The 5,754-nt window shown below is 63.5% G+C and carries 4 protein-coding genes and 1 pseudogene; all 5 read right to left on the bottom strand.

Annotated features, from left to right (window positions below):
- Window positions 1-1,419: pseudogene (locus tag GOOTI_RS27340) on the bottom strand (YhgE/Pip family protein); the annotation flags it as partial.
- Window positions 1,419-2,195 carry an ATP-binding cassette domain-containing protein gene (locus GOOTI_RS04235; RefSeq protein WP_007237331.1) on the bottom strand — a complete coding sequence of 259 codons (777 nt, stop codon included), beginning with the start codon at window positions 2,193-2,195 and terminating at the stop codon, window positions 1,419-1,421. The gene GOOTI_RS04235 and the pseudogene GOOTI_RS27340, both read right to left, overlap by 1 nt.
- A 9-nt stretch (window positions 2,196-2,204) precedes the next feature.
- Window positions 2,205-3,518, bottom strand: coding sequence for a metal-dependent hydrolase family protein (locus tag GOOTI_RS04230; protein WP_007237330.1), 1,314 nt, complete (start codon window positions 3,516-3,518; stop codon window positions 2,205-2,207).
- A 323-nt stretch (window positions 3,519-3,841) separates the two neighbouring features.
- The gene (locus tag GOOTI_RS04225) at window positions 3,842-5,281 is read right to left on the bottom strand and encodes a hypothetical protein (protein ID WP_007237329.1); all 1,440 of its coding nucleotides are present in this window, start codon (window positions 5,279-5,281) and stop codon (window positions 3,842-3,844) included.
- Between the two features lie 152 nt (window positions 5,282-5,433).
- Window positions 5,434-5,676 carry a hypothetical protein gene (locus GOOTI_RS04220; RefSeq protein ID WP_007237328.1) on the bottom strand — a complete coding sequence of 81 codons (243 nt, stop codon included), beginning with the start codon at window positions 5,674-5,676 and terminating at the stop codon, window positions 5,434-5,436.
- Between the last annotated feature and the right edge of the window lie 78 nt (window positions 5,677-5,754).

Here is a 5,754-nt window from a genome sequence, read left to right as displayed (position 1 = left end):
CGATGATGCTTCCGACGAACAGCGCCAGGCCGAAGAAGAACGGGGTGAAGCCGGTACCGAATGTCTTGGCCTCGTTCAGGGTGTTCTCGTGCAGCGCGACGGGCTGCGACAATGCGTTCGCGAACTCCTCCTTCTGTTTCTCCGACCATTTTGGGATCTCCTTGACCCCGTCGTTGACCTTGCCGGCGAGCTGTTGTGTGCCTGCCGCGAGCTGCGTTGTGCCGGAGGCCAATTGGTCGGCACCGTCACTCAGTTCCACCAGCCCGGAACTCAGTTGATCGGCACCACTGCTGAGCTCGTTTGCCGCAGTCCGCGCTGCGATCACGTCGTTACGGAGCTGACCACTCTCTAGTAGCGAGAGCGCCTGCCGCACGGGACTCTGCGGATTGTTCATCTGCCCCGAGAGGAGTACGGCGTCGGATTTGACCTGGGTGAGCTGGTTGTTCGCGTCGGGCCCCAGTCCTTCGGTCCGCAAGTAGGTCTGTGCCGGCGACAACGCGCCCGCGAGTGCTCTCAGGTTCGGGTCACCACTCATCTGCAGTTGGGCAACAACGCCGTCGAGGGCTCGGCTCGCCTGAGACTGTGTCGTCGCAGCGTTGACCAATTGGGTCGACACGGTCTGCGTGTTGGTGCCGAGGCGATTCGCGGCCGCGGCCAACTCTGCCGACGAGATACCGGTACCACCGGAGTTGTCGAGCGCCGCGAGAATGGGATCGGTCGCGCTGGTGACCGCGGAGTCGAGCTGATTGAGTCCGCCGGCGAGTTGCCCGCACCGTTCTTCGCCGTGACGAGATTGGTCGAGAGCTCATGTGCGCCGGAGTTGGCGGTCTTCATACCCGCATTCAGTTGGTTGACACCGGCCTGGGCCTCTTTGAGTTTGGGAATCAATTTGCTGACGTCGCTCAGCACGATGTCGAAGGTCTGCGCACCGACCTGGGCGCTCACCTTGTTCACCACCTGCTGTGCCGCGTCCTGTCCCATCACCGTGGACAGATAGTTGTTCGCATCGTTGTAGGTGAAGATCAGTCGTGCAGAGTGCGGATTGTCGCCCGTGGGAGAGGCGACCGACTCACTGAAGTCCTTCGGCAACGTGATCGAGAAGTAGTACTTGCCGTCGCGCACGCCCTCAGCGGCCTCTTTCTCTGAGACCTCATGCAGATCCAGCTGTTTGGAGTCGATCAACCCCTGCGCGACCTGGGCTCCCGCGTCGAGTTTGTTTCCCTGCACCGTGGTGCCGACGTCGGCGTTGACCAGCGCCACCGGGATCTTGTCGACGGCATTGAACGGATTCCAGAAGGCCCACAGGTACAGCGCGCCGTACATGAGCGGCATCAGGATGATGACGATGAGCGCCAGGCGTGGCATCCGGCCGCGGTAATAGCGTTTGAAATCGCTACCGGGGGAAAATGCAGCGAGCATCAGGTACGGTCCTCGGTCTCGAGTTCGACGAACTCGTGGTCGGTCAGGTTGTGTACATCGATGACGTCACGCACGCGAGCACCGGGAAAAGTGCCGTTCACGTCTGCGGTGACGACCGTCTGGGTCTCGCCCAGAGCGGCGAGACGGTCGATGAGTTTCTGGGCGCTGTCGATCCTGGTGAGCCTGTCGACGCCGCCCACCACGAGCAATGGTGGCCGGCGGATGTTCGCCACCGCGATGCGCAGCAGCGCGGCGGTGAACTCCGGGAGCTCCTCGACGAAGTCGTCGATGTCCGGAAGCGAGTACGGTCCGAACACGGGCCGACAGATGCGCTCCATGTCGGCAGGGGTTGCTCGGGGCACCCACTTGTACCACTTTGCCGCCCAACGGATCTGCTCGGTGATGACGTCGCGGACCCGGATGGTCTGCTCGATACCGTCGACCTCGTCGATCCAGGCGATCGCGGCTCGGGAGAACAGGTACTGGGCATTGTTCGTCTTCCCGAAGGCGTGCAGTTTTCCCGACGACGGCCGCATCCGGCCACCGAGGGTGAGCAGCAGCGCAGTGCGGCCGCGACCTCCGGACCCGACCAACACCGTGAGTCCGCCCTCGCGGATGGTGACGTCGGTCGGACCGTAGATCGGCCCCCACGATGCCCGTACCCCTATCCCCTCCGCCCGGACGAGTACATCGCCGTCGGGCGCACTCTGGACCGCGATCGGAGCCGTTGCCGGATCGTCCGGCGACAACCTGGCGTCGTGCGCTGACTCAGACATGTCGCCGACTCACTTCGCCGCAGCGGTCGGATCATCGACGGGCAGCGTGTTCTTGACCACCCGGCCGTCCTTCATGATCAGCGAGAAGTTCTTCGCCGGATCCGAGATGAGTGAGATGTCGGCGATCGGGTCGCCGTCGACGACGATCAGGTCCGCCCACGCGCCTTCCTTCACGACACCGAGAGGTGCCGAACCGTAGGGGTCACGCTCGCCCGACATCGCAAACAGCTCCGCGTTGCCCGAGGTGAGCATCTTGAGAGCATCGACATTGGAGTAGAACTCACCGAGGCGTGCGGCCATCTCGCTCTGTCGGGGTGCTGATTCCGGCTCGAGGAGCAGATCCGTGCCCCACGCGGTCTTCACGCCGTACTTCTTCGCCCACTCGTAGACGTTGCTCGTCCCGTTGCAGATCTCGCGGTTCTTCTCCGCACGGTTCGCGTCGGGGTAGCTGTGGTCGTGTTCGAAGAAGGGTTGCATCGACAACCACAGCCCCTTTTCGCCGATGAGGGCCACGGTCTGTTCGTCGGCGAGGTGACCGTGCTCGATCGAGCGAACTCCGGCGTCGATGGCCCGTCGGATGCCTGCGACGGTGTACACGTGGGTCGCGACATACGTGCCGTAGTCCTCGGCGGCCTGCACCGCGGCCCGCATCTCCTCCGGAGTGAACTGCAGCGTGTACAGGGGGTCGTACATCGACGCCGCGCCGCCGCCGATGGTGAGCTTGATCTGCGAAGCCCCCTTGCGAAGCTGTTCGCGCACCGCCGTCAACACGTGGCTCACGCCGTCGGCAACCCGGGTGAAGCCGATCGAATCCGTGCGACTCGGGCCGCCGTCGAACTCATAGGGGGTTTCATAGACGAAGGCGAAGTCGCCGTGCCCCGACGTCTGCGAGATCATCGCCTGGCTCGGATAGATCCGCGGCCCCTCGAACTCACCCTTGTCGATGAGAGTCTTGACCGGTGCGGTATCGCCGCCCATGTCACGAACGGTGGTGAATCCGCGCAGCAGCATCCGTCGCGCTTCGGCAATGGTGTTCCCGAAAAGGAGCCCCGTTGCACCCATCACGAAATCGAGATAGTTGTTCGCGTTTCCCATCAGGTGCACGTGAGCGTCGGTCATGCCCGGCATGAGGAAACGACCCGAGCCGTCGATCACAAGGGTCGAACGTCCCGGTATCTCACCCACGGGATTCGACGAGATTGCGCTGATGCGACTTCCTTCGATGACAACGTCAGAAGGACCCGAAATAGAATCAGAGAAACCGTCGAAAATCTTCACATTGCGTACGACAATTCGTCCGCCGCTGTTTTCTTGACCACACATGCCGCTGAGGCTAGCGACCGTTTCGTGCGGTTGTCCATCTGCGTGACACGCCGACACAGATGCGCTCTCATCCGAGATCATCTGCCGTACAACCACTTTCAGAGCACCTTCGCAGCCACGTCGATGGCATGCAGCGGCGGCCCGACCGTAGTTGGGTCAGGCTGAAGACACCTCACATCGACACGCGACGCGCGGCACGGAATCTGGGTTCATCGATTTGCAGTTTTACTGTAACCCGCGGAAGCAGGACAGTGTCTGCTTCTGGGCATCCCGTCACAAAATGTGAGTCATCGCGTCACGATTCGTACGCACGCGGAGAACGATCATTGAAACGACACGAAGAAGGGTGTGGGTTTCACCTTCATTGTCTGTGCCGGGGTGAGCATCGGGGTGTCCTCGGTGTAGAAGTTCTTCCACCCCATCGCGACATTCGGCGGCAGGTCGACGAGAATACGATTCCAGGTGTCCATCTTCACCGAAGGAATGCCGTGTCCGTCAGCATGGATCACGGTCTGCAGTTCTGGATGCGTTGTCACGATCTGTCCGCGGTTCGCGAGCATGTCGGTGTCGAACTCGTGCAGCACGAACAGTTTCTGCGGCAACCGGCGCTCACGCGTCAGGCGCGCGAGCCACTCCGATGTCGTGTTCACCTCGCCGGCACTGACAGAACCGATCTGGGTCAGATGCACCTGATCGGGCTTGAGCCGCCACTCCGGATCGAGTGCGAGACCCACATGGGGCATCGCGAGGAGGTCGGCGTATCGCTTGGCCTGGGTGAGGAAGTCCATCCTGCCGGGTTGTAGATCGAGGGTCACATAGACACCTGCCCGCCCCGCGGCTTCGACCCACGGCCTGACCTCGGCGGGGTCGATCATCGACGTGTACGCACCGCCATCTCCCGGCGATGCCGACGCCACGGTCACGATGATCTCGAAGGCGGGCACCACCTTCTCGCGACTCACGCGCTGATACTGGGCGGCAATGCCCTTGACGCGAGCAATCGTCGCATTCAGATCCTGGCGGCCGAGCGGCCCCAGCGACGGCGAACCCGGTGATCCGTACAGTGCCACCATCCGTCGGCCGGCCGCGACGAGTTGACCACCCCCGGGTACCTCCGGAACCGTGATCGCCTGCTCGACGTTGCGCGCCAATTCGGCGGTGTCGCCGAAAGTCCGGCCGAGTGCGAGCACAGGCACCGCGCCGCGCGTCTCACGCAGCGCACGCACCGAGTCGCTGCTCGCACGCGGGTCGGGCACCGGAACGTCGACGAGCCGCGTTCCACCGGCCCCGGCCGTGGCGACCAGGTCTCGGTCGGGCTGCCCGGCTACGAGCACGACCGGACGCGGTCCGCTCGGCGGCCGGTTGCCCTGCACCCGGCCGAGGTCCGCCGGGCGCGTCGCCGTATGGAGGCCGGTCGCGCCGGTACCGACGACCCACGCGGTTCGCACACCGAGTCGCCGGAGTTCGCCGTCGACGGCCGAACCCGTTGCCGGTCGCGTGGCGAAAACCGGCACGTGTCGCGCAGCCGCGACGTCGGAGACCTGCGTCCACTCTTCCGGCGTGGCCGAATCCGTGACCACCACGGCATCATTCGAACGACGGAACAGCTTGCTGCTCAGGGCGATCGCGGGGGAAGAAGGGGTGTCGACGACCTGTGCCGTCGCAGCCGGTGTCGCATACACCGCGACATCGGCGACACGAGGCAGCGTCGACGCCGTGGTCAGTAGCGCGAAGACGACGAGGGCGGCGACGAGGGCAACCATTCGTCCTCGTGACACCACCGACGCGCCCCTCCCTCACGAGTTCTCCCGAGCGTGTGTTGCGTGTGTCTCCGACGCATGTGCCCGATGCGTCTCCAACCTAACAATCACGGCGGCTTTCATGGGCGCGGCGCTCATGTCCGTGTCGGAAACGTTCACGCGCAGTCTCGTCGATGCAGGTAGAGAACTGACAACTCGTCCGCGATGCGCTCTGTGTCGGCGCCGCTCGACCGCGTCGTCGATCCGCCCATACCGTCGATGTGTCCGCCCGCGTGGTCGAAACCGAAAGGAATGACCGGAAGCTCGCGATCCCAGTGAACGCGGACCACGGCCCAGACCGCAGGAGTCACGAAGACCAGGATGACGAGCACCAGGAGCAGGATCTCTGAGAATGTCATGTCCGAAATCATCCGTGCGCGCAGATTCAGCCACCAGTGGCACCAAAGCCAACATCCGACAATTTCCTGCCATACTGG

The sequence above is a fragment of the Gordonia otitidis NBRC 100426 genome (assembly GCF_000248075.1).
Taxonomy (GTDB): Bacteria; Actinomycetota; Actinomycetes; order Mycobacteriales; family Mycobacteriaceae; genus Gordonia; species Gordonia otitidis.
This window is presented reverse-complemented; position numbering and strand designations above follow the sequence as displayed.